The organism is Cellulomonas citrea (genome assembly GCF_009829685.1).
Classification (GTDB): domain Bacteria; phylum Actinomycetota; class Actinomycetes; order Actinomycetales; family Cellulomonadaceae; genus Cellulomonas; species Cellulomonas citrea.
In genome coordinates this window covers 1-21,534 of sequence record NZ_VWSD01000002.1, presented here as the reverse complement: position 1 = coordinate 21,534, position 21,534 = coordinate 1, and the positions used below count along the sequence as shown (strand labels likewise).

General features: G+C 74.1%; 23 protein-coding genes, 1 tRNA gene and 1 pseudogene. 20 read left to right on the top strand and 5 right to left on the bottom strand.

What is annotated here, in order from left to right:
- The first annotated feature begins 84 nt into the window (after positions 1 to 84).
- The 12 genes from F2B26_RS00500 to F2B26_RS00445 all read left to right on the top strand — a co-directional run bounded on the left by F2B26_RS00500 (position 85) and on the right by F2B26_RS00445 (position 9,772).
- Positions 85 to 1,065 carry a heme o synthase gene (locus tag F2B26_RS00500; RefSeq protein ID WP_438939151.1) on the top strand — a complete coding sequence of 327 codons (981 nt, stop codon included), beginning with the start codon at positions 85 to 87 and terminating at the stop codon, positions 1,063 to 1,065.
- A gap of 11 nt (positions 1,066 to 1,076) precedes the next feature.
- Positions 1,077 to 2,000, top strand: coding sequence for a site-specific tyrosine recombinase XerD (locus tag F2B26_RS00495; protein ID WP_159805275.1), 924 nt, complete (start codon positions 1,077 to 1,079; stop codon positions 1,998 to 2,000).
- Positions 2,001 to 2,123: 123 nt separating this feature from the next.
- Entirely contained in the window at positions 2,124 to 2,939 is an 816-nt protein-coding gene (locus F2B26_RS00490; protein ID WP_159805371.1) for a ParA family protein, read from the top strand.
- Positions 2,908 to 3,753 (top strand): segregation and condensation protein A, encoded by an 846-nt coding sequence (locus F2B26_RS00485; protein ID WP_438939150.1) that lies wholly within the window; start codon positions 2,908 to 2,910, stop codon positions 3,751 to 3,753. Before F2B26_RS00490 ends, F2B26_RS00485 begins: the two co-directional genes overlap by 32 nt.
- Positions 3,750 to 4,358 carry an SMC-Scp complex subunit ScpB gene (scpB, locus tag F2B26_RS00480; RefSeq protein WP_235929413.1) on the top strand — a complete coding sequence of 203 codons (609 nt, stop codon included), beginning with the start codon at positions 3,750 to 3,752 and terminating at the stop codon, positions 4,356 to 4,358. Before F2B26_RS00485 ends, scpB begins: the two co-directional genes overlap by 4 nt.
- Positions 4,355 to 5,098 carry a pseudouridine synthase gene (locus F2B26_RS00475; RefSeq protein WP_159805269.1) on the top strand — a complete coding sequence of 248 codons (744 nt, stop codon included), beginning with the start codon at positions 4,355 to 4,357 and terminating at the stop codon, positions 5,096 to 5,098. Before scpB ends, F2B26_RS00475 begins: the two co-directional genes overlap by 4 nt.
- A complete protein-coding gene (locus tag F2B26_RS00470) occupies positions 5,095 to 6,231 on the top strand; it encodes a prephenate dehydrogenase (RefSeq protein ID WP_159805267.1) in 1,137 nt (378 codons plus the stop codon). Before F2B26_RS00475 ends, F2B26_RS00470 begins: the two co-directional genes overlap by 4 nt.
- The gene (gene cmk, locus F2B26_RS00465; protein ID WP_235929412.1) at positions 6,228 to 6,941 is read left to right on the top strand and encodes a (d)CMP kinase; all 714 of its coding nucleotides are present in this window, start codon (positions 6,228 to 6,230) and stop codon (positions 6,939 to 6,941) included. Before F2B26_RS00470 ends, cmk begins: the two co-directional genes overlap by 4 nt.
- On the top strand, positions 6,938 to 7,612 hold the full coding sequence (locus F2B26_RS00460) for a lysophospholipid acyltransferase family protein (RefSeq protein WP_159805265.1): 675 nt from the start codon (positions 6,938 to 6,940) through the stop codon (positions 7,610 to 7,612). Before cmk ends, F2B26_RS00460 begins: the two co-directional genes overlap by 4 nt.
- Positions 7,613 to 7,616: 4 nt before the next feature.
- Positions 7,617 to 9,080, top strand: coding sequence for a ribosome biogenesis GTPase Der (der, locus tag F2B26_RS00455; protein ID WP_159805263.1), 1,464 nt, complete (start codon positions 7,617 to 7,619; stop codon positions 9,078 to 9,080).
- 42 nt (positions 9,081 to 9,122) lie between these two features.
- Positions 9,123 to 9,527, top strand: a complete 405-nt coding sequence (locus F2B26_RS00450; RefSeq protein WP_235929411.1) for a rhodanese-like domain-containing protein — start codon at positions 9,123 to 9,125, stop codon at positions 9,525 to 9,527.
- A 171-nt stretch (positions 9,528 to 9,698) separates the two neighbouring features.
- Positions 9,699 to 9,772 (top strand) — tRNA-Pro (locus F2B26_RS00445).
- A 97-nt stretch (positions 9,773 to 9,869) separates the two neighbouring features.
- Here the strand turns inward: F2B26_RS00445 and F2B26_RS00440 are convergent.
- Together F2B26_RS00440 and F2B26_RS00435 are read right to left on the bottom strand one after the other, a co-directional pair.
- Positions 9,870 to 10,544 carry a TetR/AcrR family transcriptional regulator gene (locus tag F2B26_RS00440; RefSeq protein WP_159805261.1) on the bottom strand — a complete coding sequence of 225 codons (675 nt, stop codon included), beginning with the start codon at positions 10,542 to 10,544 and terminating at the stop codon, positions 9,870 to 9,872.
- A 25-nt stretch (positions 10,545 to 10,569) separates the two neighbouring features.
- The gene (locus F2B26_RS00435) at positions 10,570 to 11,619 is read right to left on the bottom strand and encodes a zinc-dependent alcohol dehydrogenase (protein ID WP_159805259.1); all 1,050 of its coding nucleotides are present in this window, start codon (positions 11,617 to 11,619) and stop codon (positions 10,570 to 10,572) included.
- Positions 11,620 to 11,844: 225 nt separating this feature from the next.
- Here F2B26_RS00435 and F2B26_RS00430 point away from each other — a divergent pair, with 225 nt between their 5' ends.
- The 3 genes from F2B26_RS00430 (at position 11,845) to F2B26_RS00420 (ending at position 15,263) form a co-directional block, all read left to right on the top strand.
- Complete coding sequence (locus F2B26_RS00430; RefSeq protein ID WP_235929410.1) at positions 11,845 to 13,221, top strand: anthranilate synthase component I family protein; 1,377 nt, start codon at positions 11,845 to 11,847, stop codon at positions 13,219 to 13,221.
- Positions 13,222 to 13,324: 103 nt separating this feature from the next.
- Positions 13,325 to 14,578 carry an Nramp family divalent metal transporter gene (locus tag F2B26_RS00425; RefSeq protein WP_159805257.1) on the top strand — a complete coding sequence of 418 codons (1,254 nt, stop codon included), beginning with the start codon at positions 13,325 to 13,327 and terminating at the stop codon, positions 14,576 to 14,578.
- A 10-nt stretch (positions 14,579 to 14,588) separates the two neighbouring features.
- Positions 14,589 to 15,263 (top strand): metal-dependent transcriptional regulator, encoded by a 675-nt coding sequence (locus F2B26_RS00420; protein ID WP_159805255.1) that lies wholly within the window; start codon positions 14,589 to 14,591, stop codon positions 15,261 to 15,263.
- 29 nt (positions 15,264 to 15,292) lie between these two features.
- Here F2B26_RS00420 and nhaA read toward each other — a convergent pair.
- Positions 15,293 to 16,432 (bottom strand): annotated as a pseudogene (gene nhaA / locus F2B26_RS00415) (Na+/H+ antiporter NhaA); the annotation flags it as partial.
- A gap of 192 nt (positions 16,433 to 16,624) precedes the next feature.
- Between nhaA and F2B26_RS00410 the strand changes: the two are divergent.
- From F2B26_RS00410 to F2B26_RS00395, 4 genes are all read left to right on the top strand, one after another.
- Complete coding sequence (locus F2B26_RS00410) at positions 16,625 to 17,737, top strand: hypothetical protein (protein WP_159805251.1); 1,113 nt, start codon at positions 16,625 to 16,627, stop codon at positions 17,735 to 17,737.
- The gene (locus tag F2B26_RS00405) at positions 17,738 to 18,343 is read left to right on the top strand and encodes a LysE/ArgO family amino acid transporter (RefSeq protein WP_159805249.1); all 606 of its coding nucleotides are present in this window, start codon (positions 17,738 to 17,740) and stop codon (positions 18,341 to 18,343) included.
- A 48-nt stretch (positions 18,344 to 18,391) separates the two neighbouring features.
- The gene (locus F2B26_RS00400; protein ID WP_201292534.1) at positions 18,392 to 19,081 is read left to right on the top strand and encodes a response regulator transcription factor; all 690 of its coding nucleotides are present in this window, start codon (positions 18,392 to 18,394) and stop codon (positions 19,079 to 19,081) included.
- A gap of 77 nt (positions 19,082 to 19,158) precedes the next feature.
- A complete protein-coding gene (locus F2B26_RS00395) occupies positions 19,159 to 20,322 on the top strand; it encodes a sensor histidine kinase (RefSeq protein WP_159805247.1) in 1,164 nt (387 codons plus the stop codon).
- Positions 20,323 to 20,414: 92 nt separating this feature from the next.
- Here the strand turns inward: F2B26_RS00395 and F2B26_RS00390 are convergent, their stop codons facing one another.
- Both F2B26_RS00390 and F2B26_RS17140 read right to left on the bottom strand, forming a co-directional pair.
- Complete coding sequence (locus tag F2B26_RS00390) at positions 20,415 to 21,149, bottom strand: FAD:protein FMN transferase (protein WP_235929409.1); 735 nt, start codon at positions 21,147 to 21,149, stop codon at positions 20,415 to 20,417.
- 1 nt (position 21,150) lies between these two features.
- Positions 21,151 to 21,333: an FMN-binding protein gene (locus F2B26_RS17140; protein ID WP_235929408.1), complete on the bottom strand. Its 183-nt coding sequence runs from the start codon at positions 21,331 to 21,333 to the stop codon at positions 21,151 to 21,153.
- Positions 21,334 to 21,337: 4 nt separating this feature from the next.
- Between F2B26_RS17140 and F2B26_RS17135 the strand changes: the two genes are divergently transcribed.
- A partial coding sequence (locus F2B26_RS17135; protein ID WP_201292541.1) for a hypothetical protein occupies positions 21,338 to 21,534 on the top strand: 197 nt, incomplete at its 3' end.

Sequence of the window (21,534 nt, the reverse complement as noted above, 5' to 3'; positions counted from 1 at the left end):
CGGAGCGGGCCGAGACGGTCCGATGGCGACGGGGTGGTTACCATGAGCCGGACCCCCGCCGTCTGGGACGAAAGGACTACCTGCGTGCGTGTGAGCACCTCCGTCCCCGCCGATGTCGCCGGGGCCGACCCGACCGGGGCGTCGGCGCTCCCCGTGCCCCGCGCCGTGCAGCTGCGGGCCAGGCTCGGCGCGTCCTTGCGGGCGTACGTCGCACTCACCAAACCGCGGGTCATCGAGCTGCTGCTGGTCACCACCGTGCCGACCATGGTGCTGGCCGCGCACGGGTGGCCGTCCTGGTGGCTGCTCGTGGCCACCTTGACCGGCGGAGCAGGCGCGGCGGCCGCGGCGAACGTGCTCAACTGCGTCATCGACCGTGACATCGACCAGGTGATGCACCGCACGAGCGGCCGCCCGCTCGTCACCGGCGCCGTGACACCGCGGGCCGCCCTGGTCTTCGGGTTCGCGCTCACCGTGCTCTCGCTCGCCTGGCTGGCCCTCGTGGTCAACCCGGTGTCGGCGCTGCTGGCCGGGGCCGCGATCCTCATCTACGTCGTCGGCTACACAATGCTGCTCAAGCGGCGCACACCGCAGAACATCGTCTGGGGCGGGATCGCAGGCTGCGTCCCGGTGCTCATCGGGTGGTCGGCCGTCACCGGGTCGGTCGGCTGGGCGCCGCTGCTGCTGTTCGGCGTGGTGTTCTTCTGGACGCCGCCGCACTACTGGCCGTTGTCGATGAAGTTCCGCCGGGACTACGCCGCCGCCGGGGTGCCGATGCTCCCGGTGGTCGCCGACGACCGCAAGGTCGTGCGCGAGATGGTCGGGTACACGGCGGCGATGATCGCCTGCTCGGTCGCGCTCGGCCCGGTCGGCGGGCTCGGCTGGGTCTACCTCGCCTCGGCGGTCGGGCTGGGTGCGTGGTTCGGCTGGTCCGTGCTCATGCTGCTGCGCCGGGCCGACGACCCGAGCCGCGGCCCGCTGCGGGCCATCGGGGTGTTCCACCGCTCCATCACCTACCTCACGGCCTTGTCCGTGGCGATCGTGCTGGACGTGCTGCTGCCGTTCTAGCATCACGGGCGATGCCCCTCGACACGGCGCTGGAGACGTACCTGACGCACCTCGCCGTCGAGCGCGGGCTGTCGGTCAACACGCTCGCGGCCTACCGACGTGACCTGCGCCGGTACGTCGACCACCTGAAGGCGGCGGGGAGGACCTCGCCCGAGCAGGTGACCGAGGCCGATGTCGAGGCATACCAGCTCGCCGCTCGGACCGGTGCCGACGGGCGGTCCCCGCTGTCGGCCTCCTCGAGCGCCCGGTCCGTGGTCGCGATCCGGGGCTGGCACCGGTTCCTGGCCGCCGAGGGGCTCACCGCCGCCGACCCGGCCCGTGAGGTGCACCCGCCGATGGCCCCGAAGCGGCTGCCGAAGGCGATCTCGGTGGACGCCGTCGAACGTCTGCTCGCAGCGGTCGGCGGTGCCGACGGACCTGGTCCGCTGCGCGACCGGGCGCTCCTCGAGCTGCTGTACTCGACCGGCGCGCGCATCTCCGAGGCCGTGGGTCTCGACGTCGACGACCTCGACCTGACCCCGGGCCGAAGCGCGGTCCGGCTGCTCGGCAAGGGCGGCAAGGAGCGGGTCGTCCCGGTCGGCTCCTACGCGACGCAGGCCGTCGAGGCCTACCTCGTGCGCGGCCGGCCCGCCCTCGCGGCGCACGGACGAGGGCTGCCGGCCGTGTTCCTCAACACCCGCGGCGGTCGGCTCTCCCGGCAGAGCGCATGGCAGGTGCTGCGCCAGGCCGGTGAGCGCAGCGGGCTGCCCGGACCCGTCTCGCCGCACACGCTGCGGCACTCGTTCGCCACCCACCTGCTGGCCGGCGGTGCGGACGTGCGCGTCGTGCAGGAGCTGCTCGGGCACGCCTCGGTGACCACCACCCAGCTCTACACGCTCGTCACCCCCGACATGCTGCGTGAGGTCTACGCGGCCAGTCACCCGCGAGCCCGGTGAGCGCCGACCCGACGGGTGTGCGAGGCGTGTGGTGCCCGCCGGGGCGTGGTGCCGTCCGGTAGGTTGGGCGTCGTGGCAAGTGCGGAGCCGGTGACCGGTACGACTGACGCCGTGGGGCGTCCCATGGGCGACTTCGCGGTCCCCGCTCCCTTGGCCTCGCACGGCCCGGCCCGGGTCATCGCGCTGTGCAACCAGAAGGGTGGCGTCGGCAAGACGACCACGACGATCAACCTGGCGGCGGCGCTGGCCGAGTACGGCCGACGGGTCCTCGTCGTGGACTTCGACCCGCAGGGCGCGGCGACCGTGGGGCTCGGGGTCAACCCGTACGAGCTGTCCGGCACCGTCTACAACCTGCTCATGGACCGGCACCCCGACGTCGCCGCCGTGATCCAGCACACCCGGGTCGAGGGGCTCGACGTGCTGCCGGCCAACATCGACCTGTCGGCGGCCGAGGTCCAGCTGGTCGGCGAGGTGGCGCGCGAGCAGGTGCTGTCCCGTGCGCTGCGCCCCGTGCTCGACGACTACGACGTCGTGCTCATCGACTGCCAGCCGTCGCTCGGGCTGCTCACCGTGAACGCGCTCACTGCGGCGCACGGCGTGCTCATCCCGCTGGAGTGCGAGTTCTTCGCGCTGCGCGGGGTGGCGCTGCTCACCGAGACCATCGAGAAGGTCTCCGACCGGCTCAACCCGCGGCTGCGTGTCGACGGGATCGTGGCCACCATGTTCGACGCGCGCACGCTGCACTCGCGCGAGGTCATCGCCCGGGTGCACGAGGCGTTCGGCGACCGCCTGCTGCAGACGGTCATCGCCCGGACCGTGAAGTTCCCCGATGCGAGCGTGGCCGCCGAACCGATCACCACCTACGCGCCGACGCACTCCGGTGCCGAGGCCTACCGGCAGCTGGCCCGTGAGCTCGTCGCCCGTGGCGACGCCGCCTGACGCGGCCGACCAGCACGCCGGGTCGCGCGACTTCGAGGTCCACCTCGACGTCTTCTCCGGCCCGTTCGACCTGCTGCTGGGGCTGATCGCCAAGCACCGGCTCGACATCACCGAGGTCGCGCTCGCCCAGGTGACGGACGAGTTCCTGGCGCACCTGCGCGCCGCGGACGACGACGCCTGGGACCTGTCGCAGGCGTCGGAGTTCCTCGTCGTGGCGGCCACGCTGCTCGACCTCAAGGCGGCCAGGCTGCTGCCGTCGGGCGATGTGGAGGACGCCGAGGACCTCGAGCTGCTCGAGGCGCGCGACCTGCTGTTCGCCCGGCTGCTGCAGTACCGGGCGTACAAGGAGATCGCCGCCGAGCTGGCCGAGCGGTGGGCCAACGGCGCCCGGTCATACCCGCGGGCGGTCTCGTTGGAGCCGCACCTGGCCGCCCTGCTGCCCGACCTGGTGTGGACCGTGGGGCCGGACCGGCTGGCCGCGCTCGCCGCCAAGGCCCTCGCGCCCCGGCCCGCGCCCCCCGGTGTGGACCTCAGCCACCTGCACGCCCCGCCGGTGAGCGTGCGGGAGCAGGCGGCGGTGCTCGCCGACCGGTTGCGCCGCCACCCGTCGATGTCGTTCCGGGACTTGGTCGCGGATGCAGGTGAGCCGATCGTCGTGGTGGCCCGGTTCCTCGCGCTGCTCGAGCTGTTCCGGGACGGCTCGGTCGCGTTCGACCAGGTGGTCGCGCTCGGTGAGCTCACGGTCCGGTGGACCGGGACGCAGGACGGCGAGATCGAGCTGACCACCGACTACGACGAGGGGAGCGCACCGTGAGCGAGACGAGGGTCGACGAGCTGGGGTTCGACGTCGCCGAGCTGCCCGGCGGTGCCGCCGCCGCACTCGAGGCGGTGCTCATGGTGGCCGACGAGCCGGTGCCGGCGGTGCGGCTCGCCTCGGTGCTCGCGCTGCCCACCGAACGGGTCGAGGAGCTGCTGCTGGAGCTGGCGGCCGAGTACCGCGGGGACACCGGCGCCCGACCGCGCGGCTTCGAGCTGCGGCACGCGGGTGCCGGCTGGCGGCTGTACTCGGCACCGGCCCACGCCGACGTCGTCGGGCGGTTCGTGGTCGACGGGCAGACGGCGCGGCTCACCCAGGCGGCCCTCGAGACCCTCGCGGTGGTGGCCTACCGGCAGCCGGTGAGCCGCGGGCAGGTGTCGGCGGTGCGTGGGGTCAACGTGGACGGTGTGATGCGCACCCTGTCCACCCGCGGACTGGTGGCCGAGGTGGGGCAGGACCCGGCCACGGGTGCGGTGCTGTACGGGACCACGGGATACTTCTTGGAGCGGATGGGGCTGACCTCGCTCGACGAGCTGCCCGCCCTGGCCCCGCACCTACCGGCTCTGTCCGAGCTGGACGACCTCGACGAAGGAACACGATGACCGACGTGCACGACCCCGACGGCGTCCGCCTGCAGAAGGTGCTCGCCGGTGCGGGCCTGGGCTCGCGGCGCGCCTGCGAAGAGCTCATCGCCCGCGGCCGGGTGCAGGTGGACGGGCAGGTGGTCCGTGAGCTGGGCATCCGCGTGGATCCGGTGCACGCGGTCATCCACGTCGACGGCGAGCGTGTGGTGCTGGACACCGGGATGGTGACCCTCGCGCTCAACAAGCCGTTCGGCGTGGTCTCCTCGATGCGCGACGAGCAGGGCAAGCCGGACCTGTCCCAGTTCGTGGCGAACCGGTCGGAGCGGCTGTTCCACGTCGGTCGGCTCGACGAGGAGACCGAGGGGCTGCTGCTGCTCACCAACGACGGCACGTTGTCCAACCAGCTCACGCACCCCTCGCACGGCGTGGTCAAGACGTACATGGCGCAGGTCGAGGGCAAGGTGCAGCCCGGCCTGGCCAAGAAGCTGCTCGCCGGTGTCGAGCTGGAGGACGGGCTCGCGACCGTCGACCGGTTCCAGCTCGTGCAGACCAACGGACGTGAGTCGCTCGTCGAGATCGACCTGCACTCGGGCCGCAACCGCGTGGTGCGCCGCGTCCTGGAGGAGGTCGGGCACCCGGTCATCCGGCTCGTGCGGACCCGGTTCGGGCCGATCCGCCTGGGTGAGCTGCGTCCGGGGCGCACCCGCGTGCTGTCCACCGTGGAGGTGGGGTCGCTCATGACGGCGGCCGGTCTGTGACCTCGCCGGACGGGGAGCGTCCGCGCACGGCCTCGACCGTCGGGCCGGTGCGGGTGGTGGGCACGGGGCTGCTCGGCGCCTCCGTGGGGCTGGCGCTGCGCAACCACGGCGTGCCCGTCCAGCTGGCCGACCCCTCGCGGACGGCGCTGGCACTGGCCCGCGACGTCGGTGCGGGGCAGCCCGCCCGGGACGGGGACCCGGAGCCGGCGCTCGTCGTGGTGGCGGCGCCGCCGGACGTCGTCGCCCAGGTGGTCGCAGCCGAGCTGGTCGCGCACCCGCAGGCCGTCGTGACCGATGTCGCGAGCGTCAAGGGGTACGTGCTGGCCGAGCTGCGGGCGGCGGGGGTCGACCTGCGCCGCTACGTCGGCTCGCACCCGATGGCCGGGCGGGAGCGCTCGGGCCCGTCGGCGGCCGTCCCGGACCTGTTCGTGGGGCGTCCATGGGTGATCGTGGACCCGGGGGAGGCGGACGCGCAGGCGCTGCTGGCGGTGCGTGCGCTGGCCGTCGACCTGGGTGCGGTGCCGGTCGCGATGGGCGCGGCCGAGCACGATGCGGCCGTGGCGACCGTCTCGCACGTGCCGCAGCTGGTCTCCACGCTCGTCGCCGGACGGCTGCGGGACGCGGCGCCCGGTGCGCTCGGGCTGGCGGGGCAGGGACTGCGCGACGTCACCCGGATCGCGGCCTCCGACCCCGCGCTGTGGACCACGATCCTCGCGGCGAACTCCGCCGCCGTGCACCGTGAGCTGGTGGCGCTGCGCGCCGAGCTCGACGTCGTCGTGGCCGCGCTGGCCGCCGCCGACGAGGCCGACGGCCCGGAGACCGTGGCCCCGGGCGCACTCGGCGCGCTGGCCCGCACGCTGGCCGCCGGCAATGCCGGGGTGGCCCGCATCCCGGGCAAGCACGGTGGGACGCAGCGTACGTACGCCCTGGTGAGCGTGCTGGTTCCGGACTCCCCGGGGTCGCTGGCCGCGCTGCTGGCGCAGATCGGCGAGGCCGGGGTCAACCTCGAGGACCTCGACCTCGAGCACGCCGCCGGGCGACCGGTCGGCATCGCGAACGTCTCGGTGCTGCCGGAGTCGGCCGAGCACCTCGAGCAGGTCCTGACCGAGCACGGCTGGAAGGTGGTGCGGTGAACGGCGAGCCGCTGGTGATCGCGATCGACGGCCCCTCGGGTTCGGGGAAGTCGAGCGTCGCGCGCGGGGTGGCACGCGCCCTCGGCCTGGCCTACCTGGACACCGGTGCGATGTACCGCGCCGCGACCTGGTGGTGCCGTGAACGGGGCGTGCCGCTCGACGACGAGGTGGCCGTCGCACGCGAGGTCGCCGCGCTGCCCCTCGTCATGGGGCTGGACCCGGCGGCGCCGACGGTCACGGTCGCGGGGATCGACGTGGGCGAGGCGATCCGCTCCACCGAGGTCTCGCAGGCGGTGAGCGCCGTGGCGACCAACCTGGACGCCCGGGCCGAGCTCGGGGCCCGGCAGCGTGAGCTCATCGACACCGAACGCACCGCCACGAGCTTCTCCGGCGGGCGCGGCGTCGTCGCCGAGGGCCGGGACATCACGACGGTCGTGGCGCCCGACGCCCCGGTCCGGGTGCTGCTCACGGCCTCGGCGCAGGCCCGGCTGGCCCGTCGGGCGCTCGAGGTGCACGGGACCGACTCGGCCGCCGCGCTGCAGGCCACGCGGGACCAGGTGCTGCGCCGGGACGCCGACGACTCGACGGTCGTCGAGTTCCACCAGGCAGCTCCGGGCGTCGTCACCGTCGACTCGACCGACCTGGACCTGGACGGGACGGTCGCGGCCGTGCTCGAGGTGGTTGCGGACCTCACCGGCGTCCGGCCGTGAGCGGGGCGCGGGCGCCCTGGGCCGGTGGGCCGGTGTGGGCGCACGCCGTCGGCTGGTTCGGGGCGCACGTGCTGTGGAACACCCGGGTGGCCGGGGCGCACCACGTGCCCCGCACCGGGCCGGTGGTGCTCGCGGCGAACCACCAGCACGTGATGGACGGTCCGCTGTTCATCGGGGTCTCGCCGCGGCCGCTGCACATCTTCGTCAAGGAGGAGATGTACGCCACACCGCTCGCGTGGGTGTTCGACGCGGCAGGTCAGATCCGTACCGACCGGTCGAACGGGCGCGCCGCCCTCGCCTCCGGGCTGGCGGTGCTGCGTCGCGGCGGTGCGGTGGGGATCTTCCCCGAGGGCAACCGCGGTGCCGGCGAGGTGGCCAGCGCGCGGGCCGGGGTGGCTTGGTTGGCGGTGCACGGCGGAGCCCCGGTGGTCCCGGTGGCGATCTGCGGGACGCGGCTGCCGGGTGCCTCGGTGGGCGGGCTGCCCCCGCTGCGCCGACGGTTCTACGTCGAGTTCGGGGAGCCGATCACGGTGCCGTCCGAGGGCCTGTCGCGACGCCAGGCGATCGCCGACGGGACCGAGCAGATCCGAGCCGCGATGGCTGATCTGGTGGTCGCGGCGACCGCTCGCAGCGGTCTGGTGCTGCCAGGGCCCGTCGGCCAGGGACAATGAGACGGTGACCGACACCCTGCCGCCCCCCGGACCCGACGACGAGGCGCGTGAACGCGCGCTGCTGGCCGGCCTCGCGGAGTACGAGCTCGAGGACGAGGACCGTGCGCTGCTCGGCGGTGAGCTGGGTGAACCCGGCGCCGCAGGACCCGCACCGGTCAAGCCCGTGCTGGCCATCGTCGGGCGCCCGAACGTGGGCAAGTCGACCCTGGTCAACCGCATCCTGGGCCGGCGTGAGGCCGTCGTGCAGGACACCCCGGGCGTGACCCGGGACCGCGTGAGCTACCCCGCGGAGTGGTCCGGCCGGGACTTCACGGTGGTCGACACCGGCGGCTGGGAGGTCGACGTGGCCGGGCTCGACGCGCGCGTCGCCCAGCAGGCCGAGGTCGCGGTCGAGCTCGCGGACGCGGTGCTGCTCGTCGTGGACGCGACGGTGGGCACCACGGACACCGACGAGCAGGTGGTGCGCATGCTGCGGCGCGCCGGCAAGCCCGTCGTGCTGGCGGCCAACAAGGTCGACGGCCCGGGCACCGAGGCCGATGCCGCGACGCTGTGGGGTCTGGGCCTGGGGGAGCCGCACGCGATCTCGGCGCTGCACGGGCGCGGTGTGGGCGATCTGCTCGACGCGGCCATGCGGGTGCTGCCCGCGGTCTCCGCACGTGGCACCGCGCTGCCGGACGGCCCGCGACGGGTGGCCCTCGTCGGGCGGCCGAACGTGGGCAAGTCCTCGATGCTCAACAAGCTCGTCGGCTCCGAGCGGGTGGTGGTCGACCCCACGGCCGGGACGACGCGCGACCCGGTCGACGAGCTCGTCGTGCTGCGCGACCAGCCCTGGGTGTTCGTCGACACCGCGGGGATCCGGCGTCGGGTGCACCAGACCTCCGGTGCCGACTTCTACGCCTCGCTGCGCACCCAGGCGGCCATCGAGAAGGCGGAGGTGGCGGTGGTCCTCGTGGACGCCTCCGCCCCGCTCACCGAGCAGGACACCCGGGTCATCACCCAGGTGGTCGAGGCCGGGCGTGCCCTGGTGATCGCGTACAACAAGTGGGACCTCATGGACGAGGACCGCCGCCCGTTCCTGGAGCGCGAGATCGAGCTCGACCTCGTCCAGGTGCAGTGGGCGCCGCGGGTCAACGTCTCGGCCAAGACGGGGTGGCACACCGACCGGCTGGTGCCCGCGCTCACCACGGCGCTCGAGTCGTGGGACCAGCGGATCTCCACCGGACGGCTCAACGCCTTCCTCGGCGAACTGGTGGCGGCGCACCCGCACCCGCTGCGGGGCGGCAAGCAGCCTCGGATCCTGTTCGCGACCCAGGCCTCGACGCGTCCGCCGCGGTTCGTCATCTTCGCGACCGGGTTCCTCGAGGCGGGGTACCGCCGGTTCATCGAGCGCAAGCTGCGCGAGACCTTCGGCTTCACCGGGTCGCCGATCGAGATCAGCGTCCGGGTGCGGGAGAAGCGGCGCCGCTGATCCGACCCCCGGGGATACCCAGGGGGGTATATGGTGACCGCCATGATGCGACGTCGTGGTGGTGCTCTCGTGGTGCTCGTGGCCGGACTCCTGCTGCTCGCCGCGTGCGGGTCGAGCTCCGGCGCGAAGGGGTCGACCCTCGGGGTGGACGACTTCGCGACGCTGGTGGCGACCGACGGGGTGGTCGTCCTCGACGTGCGGACGCCCGCCGAGTTCGACTCGGGCCACCTCGCCGGCGCGGTCAACATCGACGTCGAGCAGCCGGACTTCGGCACGACGATCGCGGACCTCGACACGTCGGCGACCTACGCCGTGTACTGCCGGTCCGGGAACCGGTCGTCGGTCGCGACGGCTGCGATGAAGGACGCCGGGTTCACCCACGTGCAGGACCTCAAGGGCGGCATCACCGCGTGGGCCCAGGCCGGTCAGCCGGTCGTCACCGGCTGACCGGACCTCGTCCGGGGTGCTGTCGGGGCCCGGCCGCGCGTGGGTGCGAGGGAGCTGCCGGCGGCCGTGGGCGGGCCTCGCACGACACGGGTGCGGCTCGGCCTGGACGGGATGCGGAAGTGGTGCCCGCGGGACGGTAGAGTGTCTGCCCGTGCCGGTCACCCGGCACGACGGGCTGTGGCGCAGCTTGGTAGCGCACGTGACTGGGGGTCACGGGGTCGCAGGTTCAAATCCTGTCAGCCCGACAGAGAGCCCCGGCGAGAGCATCTCTCGCCGGGGCTTCGTCGTCTGCGGCCCTGGTCGGTTCCTGGCCCTCTGCGGCTCCGGGCCCCGGCCGATCGCTCAGGCCGTCCGTGCGCGAGCGGACTCGGCCGAGATCGCGGCGATCACCATGTCCACCTCCGCCTCGAACACGGCATCGGCGTGCACCTGGCGCAGCTCGCTGTCGTGCCGGCGCACTGCCGTCGCCTCCGGCACGTGCTGGGCGGCCTCGAGCAGCCGGGCGTTGCGGGCGGCCGCCGTCGGGTCCCCGGCGAGCTCGCGGTGGATCCTGCCGAGCACGATGTCGCTGAACACCAGGCAGTGATGGGCCACCCGGTCGGGGGGCAGTCCGGTGGCGACGACGGCTCGCGTGATGAGCTCGGCCATCCGCACGCCGCCGGGACCGTTCGCCGAGTGGACCACGATGAACTCGGCGAACGCCGGGTTCTCCTTGAGATGCACGCGCATGCTGGTCGCGATCGCCCGCAGCCGGACCTCCCAGGGGGCGTCCTCGTCCACGGGGAGGTCGGCACTGAGCCGGGAGATCTCGTCGGCCACCAGGTCGAGCAGCTCCTGCTTGTCGTGCACGTGCCGGTAGAGGGCCATCCGGGACGACCCGACCGCGTCGGCGACCTTGCGGATGGACACCCCGTCCAGCCCGTCGGTGCGGGCCAGCTCGAGCGCCGCGGCGACGATCGTGTCGCGGTCCAGGGTTCCCCACGGCAGCGTGCCGCGGCGCTCGGCCGAGAGGTCCATCGCAGGAGTCTAGGGATGCCCGCGCTCAGCCCACCGTGACGAGCTGCTTGACCAGCCCGGGCTTGCGGGCGACGAACTGCCCGATGGCGCCCTCGATCTGGTCGAACGCGACCTGCTCGGTGAAGATCGGCGACGGGTCGAGCCGGCCGGCGGCGATCATCGCGAGCAGCATGTCCATGTGGCACAGGTCGCCCAGACCGCTCCACAGCGAGATGTTCTTCATCTGCAGCGCGCCGAGCACCATCTCGACCGGTCCGGCCGGGATGCCCACCATCGCGACGTGCGCACCCACGGCGCCGACCTGGATCCACGAGGCGATGGTCGCGGGCACACCGGCGGCGTCGACGACGGCCTCGGCACCCGCACCCCCGGTGAGCGAAGCGACGACCGCCGCGACGTCCTGGGCCGACGGGTCGATGACGTGGTCGGCGCCGAGGGTCTTGGCGAGCTCGAGGCGGTCGGCCACCGTGTCGACGGCGATGACCTCGCGGACGCCGTAGAGGCGTGCGGTGTGCACGGCCGAGAGCCCCACCGGGCCGGCACCGAACACGACGAGGGTCTGCCCGGGCGCGGTGACGGCCTGCTTCACGGCCGACCAGCCGGTGGACAGGATGTCGCCGACCGCGAGGGCCTGGACGTCGCTCACGTTCTCAGGGATCGTCGACAGGCAGGTGTCGGCCCACGGCACCCGGACCAGCTCGGCCTGGGCACCGCCGAGCCCGCCGAACGCCGGGCCGGCACCGAAGATGCCGCCGCGCAGGCAGAGCTGGGTCTGACCCGCGCGGCAGCGGGCACAGGTGCCGCACCAGGGGGCCGCGGGCGCCACCACGCGGTCGCCGGGGGACAGGTTGAGCACGGCCGCGCCGACCTGGACGACCTCGCCGACGAACTCGTGCCCGAGCGGGAACCCCTCGGGCGGGACCGGCACCATGTGGCCGGCGATGAGGTGCACGTCGCTGCCGCAGACGGTCGTGGCGCGCACCCGCACGATCGCGTCGGTGGGGGCGGCCAGGGTGGGGTCGGGCACCTCCTGGAGGGAGTAGGTGTCGGTGGCGGAGACGACGACTGCGCGCATGAGAGCTCCTGTTCCGGCTGCTGGCCGGTCCGGGCCGCGCACCTCTGCGTGCGCGGGCTGCCACCAGCGTAGCCACTCTTGCGGACACCGTCCGCATCCGTCCGGGTGAGGGCGAGGTGGTCCGCAGGCGGCTGACAGGCGACGATCTGCAGCAGGCTCGCGACCGTGCGGGCACGCCCACGACCGGTCCGCACTGCGCCGGACCGGTCCAGGACAAGGAGGCTCGTGGCTGCTCGTCGCCCCGCGCGCACACGACCGCAGAGCGTGCTGAGCCGACGGCTCACGCACCCGGTGCCGCCCGAGACGGTGATCCGGCGGCTCGACGACGGCGCCGCGATGGTGTGGTCGGCCCCGCGCGGACCGGGCGGCACCGGCTTCGTCGGACTGGTCGCCGACGCGCGGGACGTGGTCACGCTGGACGCCGACGACCGGGTGCGCGACGGGCGAGGTACCGACCAGGGCGGCGGGCTCGACGGGTTCGCCGCCATGCTGCGCGCCCGGCTGGCCACGAGCACGTGCGACTCACCGCTGCTCGGCTGGTGGGGGCAGCTCGGCTACGAGGCAGGGGCCCGCGCGCTCGGCGTGCCGTTCGCCGCACCGGACGGGCCGACGGCCGCGTTCGCCCTGGTCGACCGCGGGGTGCTGATCGACACCACGTCCGGGGCGCTCACGCTCGTCGTCGACGCAGCTGCCGCTGACGCAACCGGCTGGCTCGCGAGCGCGGCGACCCGGCTGCGTGGCGGTGCGCCAGGTCCGGACCTGTCGGTGCCGGTTGTCGGCCCGGCCCGCCGGCGGCTGGGGAGATCTGACTACCTGGAAGCGATCGACGAGTGCCTGCAGGCGATCACCCGCGGCGATGCCTACCAGCTGTGCCTGACGAGGACGATCGACGTCGAGCTGCCCGCCGGCTTCGACCCGCTCGCCGTTGCCGGGCGGCTGGTGCGCGCCAGCCCGGCCCCGCACGCCGGTGCGCTGCGGTTCGGGGATCGCTGGTTGCTCAGCGCCTCGCCCGAGACGTACCTCGCGGTCGACACGGCCGGGTGGGCGCGCACCTCGCCGATCAAGGGCACCCGTCCGCGGCACGTGGACCCGGTGCGTGACCGCGCCCTGGCGGTCGAGCTCGCGTCCGACGAGAAGGAGCGGGCGGAGAACGTGATGATCGTCGACCTGTGCCGCAACGACCTGCACGAGGTCTCGGCCCTCGGGTCGGTGCAGGTGAGCGAGCTGTGGGCGGTGCACAGCCACCCGCACGTGCACCAGCTCGTGAGCACCGTCGAGTCGCAGCTGGTCACTGACGCGCTCGACGCCGCGCTGGCCCTGTTTCCGGCCGGGTCGATGACGGGGGCGCCGAAGCGCTCGGCCATGACGCTGCTTGCCGGGCTCGAGCAGGGACCGCGCGGGGCCTACTCGGGGATCTGGGGGCGGTTCTCGTCCGACGGCTCGGCCGACCTCGCGGTGGTGATCCGCAGCATCGAGGTGCGTCCCGGCGCCGCCAGCCTGGGCACCGGTGGCGGGATCACGATCCTGTCCGACCCAGTGCGGGAGTGGCAGGAGACCGAGCTCAAGCTGGCAGCCGGGCTGGCGGCGCTCGGCGTGCGGTGAGTGCCGGCGCGGGATCGTGGTGGCGCGGGGCCGAGGTGGTGCGGCCGCGGGCTCGGCTCCCGGAACCCCAGCGCGTGCGCCATATGTTTGGTTGACTTAACTCGTGGCGACCGATCTCGAACGTCCTCGGACCGGAACGGGCGCCCGCCCGCGCCGTTCGCTCCCGTGGCTGCTCGGCCCCGCGTTCGTCGCCGCCGTGGCCTACGTCGACCCGGGCAACGTCGCCGCCAACGTCACCGCGGGTGCCCGCTACGGGTACCTGCTCGTCTGGGTGCTTGTCGTCGCCAACACGATCGCCGTGCTCGTCCAGTACCTGTCCGCCCGGCTGGGCCTGGTCACCGGGCGCAGCCTGCCGCAGGTGCTCGGCGACCGGATGCGTCGCGGCCCCCGGCTCGCGTACTGGGCCCAGGCCGAGCTGGTCGCCGCCGCGACCGACCTGGCCGAGGTGGTCGGCGGCGCGATCGCGCTGCGGCTGCTGTTCGGCCTGCCGCTCGTCGTCGGCGGGCTCATCGTCGGCGCGGTCTCGATCGGTCTGCTGCTCGTGCAGTCCCGGCGCGGCCAGCGGCCGTTCGAGGGTGTGGTGATCGGGCTGCTGGTCGTCATCGCGGTCGGGTTCCTCGCCGGGCTCACGGTCGCACCCGTCGACTGGGCCGGCGCCGCGGGCGGGCTGGTGCCCGGGTTCGCCGGGCCGGACTCCGTGCTGCTGGCCGCCGGGATGCTCGGGGCGACGGTGATGCCGCACGCGATCTACGTGCACTCCTCGCTCGTGCGGGACAGGTTCGGTGGAGCCGACCGGGCCGAGCCGCTCGGCAGGCTGCTGCGGGCCACCCGCTGGGACGTCGTCGGCTCGTTGGGGCTGGCCGGCACGGTGAACATCGCGATGCTGCTGCTCGCGGCCTCGGCGCTGTCCGGGCAGTCGGGGACCGACACGATCGACGGGGCGCATGCGGCGATCACCGGTGCGCTCGGCCCCGTCATCGGCACGGCCTTCGCCATCGGGCTGCTCGCCTCCGGGCTCGCCTCGACCTCCGTCGGTGCCTACGCGGGGGCCACGATCATGGCCGGGCTGCTGCACGTGCGCGTCCCGCTGCTGGTGCGCCGTGTCGTCACGCTGGTCCCCGCGCTCGTGGTGCTGGGGCTCGGGGTCGACCCGACCTGGGCGCTCGTGCTCAGCCAGGTGCTGCTGTCGTTGGGCATCCCGTTCGCTCTCGTGCCGCTCGTGCGGCTCAACGGCGACCGCTCCGTCATGGGGGAGCACGCGGCACGCCCGCTGCTGCGGGTGCTGTCCTGGACGGCCGTGAGCCTGGTCGTCGCGCTCAACGTGGCGCTCGTCGTGCTCACGGTGCTCGCACCCTAGGGTGGCGAGCGTGGGAGTCGAGCAGATCAGCGCGGTCGCGCAGGACTACCTCAAGGTGATCTGGTCGGCCACCGAGTGGGGCGGCGCGCCGATCACCACGAAGGGGTTGGCAGCGCGGTTCGGCACCACGCAGGCCAGCGTCTCGGACACGGTGCGCCGGCTCGCGGCGCAGGGTCTCGTCGAGTACGAGCCGTACCGACCGGTGCGCCTCACCGCGCAGGGCACGGTGCACGCGCTGGCGATGGTGCGCCGGCACCGGCTGCTCGAGACCTTCCTGGTGACCTCGCTCGGCTACGACTGGGGCGAGGTGCACGACGACGCCGAACGACTCGAGCACGCCGCGAGCGACCTGCTCGTCGAACGGGTCGACGCGCTTCTCGGCCAGCCCCGGCATGACCCGCACGGCGACCCGATCCCGGCGGCCGACGGCTCGTTGCCGCCGCTGCCCCCGGTCGAGCGGCTCTCGCTCGCCCCCGCCGGGCGCTACCGGGTGGTGCGCGTCTCGGACGAGGACGCCTCGCGGCTCGGGCGGCTGGCCTCGGTGCTGGTCGCCCCGGGCGCCGAGCTCGAGGTGGTGGCCTCCGGTGCGGTGGAGCTCGTCGTCCCGGGTGCAGGAGCAGCGGGTGCACCCGTGCTGGTCGACCCGGACGATGCGGCGGCCGTCCTGGTGCGTCGCACCCGCTGAACCCGTAGCCGCAGCCCCACCGAGGCGCCGAGGGCGGCCAGCACCGAGCCGGCGAGCACACCGATCTTGCCCGCCGCGACCTGGGGGCCGTCGGCGAACGACAGCTGCGTGATGAGCAGCGAGACCGTGAACCCGACACCCGTGAGCAGACCGATCGGCGCCAGGTCGCGCAGCCCTACCCCCGAAGGCAGTCGCAGCCGGGTCGTCCGGGTGAGCACGGTGGTGACGAGCATGACGCCGAGCGGCTTGCCCAGCACGAGTCCCACCACGACGGCGACGAACACCGGGTCGACGAGCACCGAGCCGCCCTGGTCCCCGAGCGCGACGCCCGCGGCGAAGAAGGCGAACACGGGCAGCGCGATGCCGACCGACCACGGCCGGACGAGCTCCTCGTACCGGTGGGCGCGCGAGTGCCGTTCCCCGAGCACCGGGCGTGCAGGAACGGCCAGCCCGAGCAGCGCCCCCGCGACCGCCGGCTGCACGCCGGACTCGTGCAGCGCGACCCAGGTGGCCACGGCGACCGGGACGAGGGTGAACCAACGCCCAGCGCGTGACCGGGACAGCAGCGCGAACAGCGCCACCCCGAGAAGGGCCGCGACGAGCGGCAGCACGTGCAGCGACGTCGCGTAGAAGACCGCGATGACGATGATGCCGAGCAGGTCGTCGACCACCGCGAGCGTGAGGAGGAAGGTGCGCACCCCCACCGGAAGCCCGCGGCCCACCACCGCCAGGACGGCGAGCGCGAAGGCGATGTCGGTGGCGGTCGGGATGGCCCAGCCGTGCACGGCGGACAGGTCCCCGGCCCACGCGAGCATGAGCACGTACAACGCCGCGGGCACGGCCATCCCCCCGACGGCGGCCAGGACGGGGACCGCGGCACGACGGGGGTCGCGCAGGTTGCCCACGACGAGCTCGCGCACCAGCTCGACACCGACGACGAAGAAGAAGACGGCCAGCAGCCCCTCGGTGGCCCACGTCGACACGGACAGGTGCAGCCCTGGTGGGCCCACCGGGGCCTGGCGCAGCCTCTCGAAGGCGTCAGCCGCGGGGGAGTTCGCGGCGAGCAGACCCAGGACGGCGGCACCGAGCAGCAGCGCCCCGCCGGTGGTCTCGCGGGTGAGCGCCAGCCGCAGGCGGGTGGCGGCGGACAGACGGGTCGTGACGTTCATCGGGGTCCTCACAGGAGCGAGCGTCGCGACCCGGACGGCATCGTGACGGCCGACCAGACTTCCCGGCACACCACGGCCATCCTACCGGAGCAGGTGCGTCGGGCCTGGTCACCAGGCGGCGGAGGCTGTCGCGTCGTGCAATCCTGGGCCGGCACCCGCCCGCCCGCGCCGGGTGGTGCGGACGGAGGCGAGATGAGCCCGACAGCGCCGAACGACCCGGCGGCGGACCGCGGGTCCGCGACGGGCCCCGTCCGTCACCGTGGGCGGACCGCGGTCGCGGTCGCGCTCGTCGTGATCGGGCTGCTGGTGTCCCCGTTCGCCGTCGTGAGCGCCTGGGCGAGGTCGACGCTCACGGACACCGACCGCTTCGTGGCGACGTATGCCCCGCTCGCGGACGACCCCGCGGTCCAGGCCTTCCTCACCGACCAGGTCGTGGCAGCGGTGGACCAGGCCGTCGACATCGACCAGCTCACCAACGACCTGGTCGACGGTCTGGTGCAGCTGGGTGCGGGGCCGCGCACGACGGCCGCGCTCGAGGCGCTGCGCCCTACGGCGGTGCAGGCGATCGACGGCCTGATGCGTTCGCGCACCGAGGCCTTCATCGACTCGGATGCGTTCGCTGCCGTCTGGCGCGAGGCGCTGCGGGCCACCCACACCCAGGCGACCGCGACCTTGGCAGGCGATCCGGGTGCGGTGGTCGTGGGGTCGAACGACGGCACGTTGACCGTCCAGCTGCGTCCGATCGTGGCGGCGGTGCGTGACCGCCTCGTCGCCCAGGGCTTCGCGCTGGCGGCGCGCGTGCCGGACATCGACCGACAGGTGGAGGTCGCCACGGTGCAGCAGCTGCCGAGCCTGCGGCTCGGTTACGAGCTGGTGCTCATGACCGGTGCCTGGCTCGCACCGATCGGGTTGGCGTTCGTCGTCGGCGGCGTGCTGGTCGCGGTGCGTCGTCGGAGGGCCGTGGCGGTGGCGGCCGTCGGTGAGGTCGTGGCGATGGCCGTGCTGGCCGTCGGCGTCGCGGTGGCCCGAGCCGTCGCGGTGTCGCAGGCGCCCGCGAGCGTGCCGGGGGCCGTCGTGCGTGCGTTCCTCACGGCGGCGACCGCACCGATGGTCGCGACCTCGGTCACCGTCGCCCTGGTCGCGGTCCTGGTCGCGGTGGCGGTGTGGGTCACCGGCCCGGCGCCGGCCGCGGTCAGGGTGCGTCGGCGTGCCCACACCCTGGTCGGCGCCGTCGCGGGCGGCCCGGCCGGTGGCAGGATCCCGGACGCGCCCGAACCTCGGGCGGACGAGGAGGACGGGCGCTAGGTGCATGCGATCTGGTCGGGGCTGGGTTTCGGGTTCGGGCTGATCGTCGCGATCGGAGCGCAGAACGCGTTCGTCCTGCGGCAGGGGCTGCGCCGTGAGCACATCGGGCTCGTGGTGGCGGTGTGCACCGGGTCCGACCTGGTGCTCATCGCGGTCGGCACGGCGGGCGTCGGTGCTCTCGTCTCGGCGAACGCCGCGGTGCTCGCGGTGGTCTCGGTGCTCGGCGCCGCCGTGCTCCTCGTGTACGGCGGGCTCGCGCTGCGTCGCGCGATCAGGCCGACCGGGCTGGCCGCGCAGACCGGTGGGCCGCCGGTGCCCGCCGGGCGGGTGCTCGGCACGACGCTCGCCCTCACGTGGCTCAACCCGCACGTGTACCTCGACACGGTCGTGCTGCTCGGCTCGGTCTCGGCGGGCTACGGGGCCGGCCGGTGGTGGTTCGCCCTCGGTGCCTGCTGCGCGAGCATCCTGTGGTTCTCCGGCCTGGGCTTCGGGGCGCGGCTCGCCGGACCGCTCTTCGCCCGCCCGGCCGCATGGCGCGTGCTCGACGTGGTGATCGCCGGCGTGATGGCCACGATCGCGGTGGGTCTCCTCGTCGACCTGCGGTGACGTCCCGCGCCGGGTGGGCGGCGCGGACTAGTCTCGGCTGGTGACCAGATGCGCGGGTGGGTCGTGACCAGCCCGGTCGCACGCCGTCGGCTGCTTCTCGTCGAGGACGACCCGCAGCTCTCCGCGATGCTCACGGATCTGCTCACAGGTGAGGGCTTCGACGTCGAGGCGGCCCGGGACGGGCAGCGGGGGCTGCACCTCGGTTTGTCCCGCAGCTACGACGTCGTGGTGCTCGACCGTGGCCTGCCCGCGCTCGAGGGACTTGACGTGCTCGCGCGGTGGCGTGCCCGGGGCGTCTACACCCCGGTGCTCGTGCTGTCGGCGCTGGGCAACCCGGCCGACCGGGTCGAGGGGCTGGACGCCGGGGCGGAGGACTACCTGGCCAAGCCGTTCGACCTGGACGAGCTGCTGGCCCGGCTGCGCGCCCTCGTGCGTCGGCACCACGAGGAGTCCGACCAGGTCCCCGTGCCCGGTGGGCTGCTCGACCCGGGCACCCACGAGGTGGTGTGCGACGCCGGTGGTCGGGTGGCCTTGTCCGAACGCGAGAGCGACCTGCTCGAGACCCTCGCTCGGCACCCGTCCCAGGTGTTCGGCCGCGAGCAGCTGCTCGACCTGGTGTTCGCCGACGCGGAGGACATCGGCGTGGTCGACACCTACGTCTACTACCTGCGGCGCAAGCTCGGCCGAGAGGTCGTCGCGACGGTGCGCGGCGTCGGCTACCGACTGGGCGAGCGGTGACCTCGCCGGGCGTCCGGGGCCGAGCGCCACGGACGCCGGAGCAGGTCGAGCTGGCCCACGCCTCGTTCCGTCTCGGGGTGCTCAGCGCGGCGGTCGTGCTCGCGGCAGTGCTCGGGGTGGCGCTGGTCGCGCTGCTCGGTGCCCGCCATGCGCTCAACGCCGAGGCGGACAGCCGACGGCAGCAGGCCGCGCGCTCGATCGACGACGTGCACGACGCCTCGTCCGACCTGTGGGTCACCGTCGTGGACCGGGACCGCGGCCACGGGGCGCAGCAGTCGAGCAGCGACCTGCCCGACGGCCTGCCCGACACCACTGCCCTGGCCGCGGCCCAGACCGAGGGGGGTGAGGTGCAGAGCGTCGTGAGCACCCCGTTCGGTCGGGTGGCGGTGCTCACGGTCGCCCGGGACGACCGGGTGGTCCAGGTGGCGGTAGACCCGACCCAGAACCGGGAGATCAGCGAGCGGATCGCGTCCGCGGTGCTGCTCGCCGGTGCCGTGGGCGTCGTGCTCGCCGGGGTGGCCGGTGCGTGGCTCGGGCGCCGCGCGGTGCGGCCGCTCGCGGACTCCCTGGCTCGGCAGCGCCGGTTCGTCGCGGATGCCAGCCATGAGCTGCGCACACCGCTCACGCTGCTGTCGACCCGGGTCCAGCTGCTCGGGCGGCACCTGGACACCCAGGTGCCGGACCTGCCGACGGCGGTGCGCGACGACGTCCGTGGCCTGTACGGCGACGCCAACGCGTTGGCCGGGCTGTTCGACGACCTGCTGCTCGCCGCCGACGACCGTGAGGTGCGACCCGAACCGGTGGACGTGGCGGCGACGGCGCGGGCGGTGGTGGACGCGGCGTCGGCGGTGGCGGCCTCCCGGCGCCGCACACTGCACTGCACGGGGGACCGCAGCGCGGTGGCGGTCGCCTCGTTGTCGCCGGTGCGCCGGGCGGTGACGGCACTGGTCGACAACGCGATCGAGCACGCGGAGCAGGCCGTCGTGGTCGACGTGGTCCGGGACGGCGCCGTGGTGCGGGTGCGGGTGATCGACGACGGCCCCGGGATCGCCGAGGGCGCCCAGGTGTTCGAGCGGTTCGCATCGGGCGGGACGGGGCGCGACGGGCGCAAGCACTACGGACTGGGCCTGGCCCTGGTCGCCGAGATCGCCGGCAAGTACCACGGGCGGGTCACGGCGGGCGCGCGCGACGACCGCGAGCGCGGTGCGCAGCTCACGCTGGAGCTGCCGGCCCCGCGCTGAGCGGTCCGGACCCGCGCTGAGCGGTCCGGACCCGCGAGGGGCGGGTCTGTCCCGGGCCGTGCCGGTGTGTCCGCGCCGTCTGGCGCCGCGGATCAACCCTGCGGGGTGCCCGCGAGGATCTGTCCGTCCGTGGTCACGACGATGACTGTCGCGGCGCCGTGCCGCAGCGCCCAGTCCACCCCGTCGGTGCCCATCGCGAGCACGGTCGTGGCGAGCACGTCGGCCACCGTGAGATCGGCGGCGACGACGGTGGCCGCGACCAATGGCAGGTCGACGGAGCCGGTCCTGCCGTCCCAGACGTGCTGCCCGCGCTCGTAGGTGCCCGACGTGGCGACGGCCCCGTCGCGCACGCCCAGCACGGCGAGGACGGCCTTCGGGTCCCGAGGGTCGCGGACCGCCACGTCCCAGGGCCTCCCGGGCTCGGGCTCGCCCCGCAGCACGACGTCGCCGCCGGCGTTGAGGCAGAAGCGCGTCAGCCCCGCCGCGACCAGGACGTCGGCGGCGCACTGGGCCGCCCAGCCCTTGACCACACCGTCGGTGTCGAGCAGCCCGTCGGGTGTGTGCACGTCGAACACACCGCCGGAGTCGTCGTGCGCCTGGGCGGCGATGGCCAGCACCTCGCGCATCTGGTCGGATGCCTGGTCCTCGGTCAGCTCGGCGCGTCGCAGCCGGTTCAGCTCGCTGTCGGGCCGGTAGGGGCTGAACCGTTCGTCGGCCGCGCGCAGCACCGCGAAGGCGGCGTCGAGCGCGGCGTCGACCTGTCCGTGGTCCTCGTCCCGGACGTCCACCGAGATCGGCAGACCCATGACCTCCTCGACGCGTCGCATGTCAGCCGTGCTGGTCGATGGCCGACTGCAGCGACTTCTTGTAGGCCTGCGAGGTGAAGGTGGCCCCGGACACGGTGTCGATCGCCGCGGAGCCCGCCGCGACGGCCTCCTGCGCCAGGATCGGGGTGGCGTAGGCGTTGATCTGGGACGACTCGCCGCCGCTGGGCGCCTGCAGGGTCTGCACCGCCGTGATCGCAGCACCGGTGAAGGTGACCGCGACCTGCACCGTGCCGTACCGCATCGAGATCGCCGTGCCCGCGATGACCTGCGAGCTCGTCGACCCGGCCGCCGGGGCCGGTGCCGGGGGAGGTGCCGCCGGCGCGGCCGTCGTGGGCTTCGCGGCGGGCTTCGGCACCGGCTTCTGGGTCGCGGTGGGCGAGGCTGC

Excerpts from the sequence above, each read along its gene's own strand:
- F2B26_RS00490 (WP_159805371.1), top strand. The coding sequence starts at position 2,124 with ATGGGCGACTTCGCGGTCCCCGCTCCCTTGGCCTCGCACGGCCCGGCC.
- F2B26_RS00475 (WP_159805269.1), top strand. The coding sequence starts at position 4,355 with ATGACCGACGTGCACGACCCCGACGGCGTCCGCCTGCAGAAGGTGCTC.
- F2B26_RS00495 (WP_159805275.1), top strand. The coding sequence starts at position 1,077 with ATGCCCCTCGACACGGCGCTGGAGACGTACCTGACGCACCTCGCCGTC.
- F2B26_RS00450 (WP_235929411.1), top strand. The coding sequence starts at position 9,123 with ATGATGCGACGTCGTGGTGGTGCTCTCGTGGTGCTCGTGGCCGGACTC.
- F2B26_RS00410 (WP_159805251.1), top strand. The coding sequence starts at position 16,625 with ATGAGCCCGACAGCGCCGAACGACCCGGCGGCGGACCGCGGGTCCGCG.
- F2B26_RS00400 (WP_201292534.1), top strand. The coding sequence starts at position 18,392 with ATGCGCGGGTGGGTCGTGACCAGCCCGGTCGCACGCCGTCGGCTGCTT.
- F2B26_RS00390 (WP_235929409.1), bottom strand. The coding sequence starts at position 21,149 with ATGCGACGCGTCGAGGAGGTCATGGGTCTGCCGATCTCGGTGGACGTC.
- F2B26_RS00435 (WP_159805259.1), bottom strand. The coding sequence starts at position 11,619 with ATGCGCGCAGTCGTCGTCTCCGCCACCGACACCTACTCCCTCCAGGAG.
- F2B26_RS00440 (WP_159805261.1), bottom strand. The coding sequence starts at position 10,544 with ATGGACCTCTCGGCCGAGCGCCGCGGCACGCTGCCGTGGGGAACCCTG.